The following is a 702-nucleotide window of genomic DNA, read 5'->3' as shown; positions in this document are numbered from 1 at the left end:
TGCGTTTGACGTGGACAATGCAGCGTTGAACCGGGGTATCAGGCCACAGGCGGCGTAGTGCTTTAAGTCCTCCGGAATCCCCATCACAGGTCACCAGTTGTGGTGGGGCTATCTCGTCCAGCAGGCGCATGTATGACCAGGAGGATTCCTTAGTGCACCAGAACCAGTTGATGACATGGCAGGAGTCAGCAGCCACGACAAGGCACTTGGTGTTGAAGTAGGTGCCGTCGATGAAGATTTGATCGTAGATTCGCTGCTTATCAACGCTTCGGGGAGGTTGGATAAGCCAGAACGTTTTGAACCGGCGTTGCAGAGTTCGTGATGAAACTCCGCAGGTCTTAGCTGTCTCTGTCAGGCTGTGGCCTGACATGAGCCACGAGATGAAAAGGCGAAACCATTTTGCTTGAACTGCGTCGTCATTGGTGCGGGTGAAAGTGGCCTTGCAAGTGAGGCATCGCCATCGTTGGCGACCAGTACTTGTCGTTCCGTATTTGATGCACACCCCGCTACAGACGGGGCATCGAGGATGATTCTTACTCATCCTCTCATCGTGAACCTAGGCAGCTAGCACACCGGCACTTCCCCGGCAGTATTTCCGGCCCGAGACTGGGGTATCCCTCCGGATAAGTGAAATCATCCTAATACCAGCACGCCAGACCAGCTAACCATCCAACCTCACCAACACATCCTGTCGTTTAGGCC

The 702-nt window shown here is 54.1% G+C and carries 1 pseudogene; it reads right to left on the bottom strand.

Features of this window, described 5'->3' with window-relative positions:
• Window positions 1-370: pseudogene (locus HMPREF2822_RS13675) on the bottom strand (transposase); the annotation flags it as partial.
• Window positions 371-702 lie beyond the last annotated feature (332 nt).

This window comes from Corynebacterium sp. HMSC062E11 (genome assembly GCF_001811845.1).
GTDB classification, from domain to species: Bacteria; Actinomycetota; Actinomycetes; order Mycobacteriales; family Mycobacteriaceae; genus Corynebacterium; species Corynebacterium hesseae.
The sequence above is the reverse complement of the archived record's forward strand: the minus strand, read 5'-3'. Positions and strand labels throughout refer to the sequence as shown.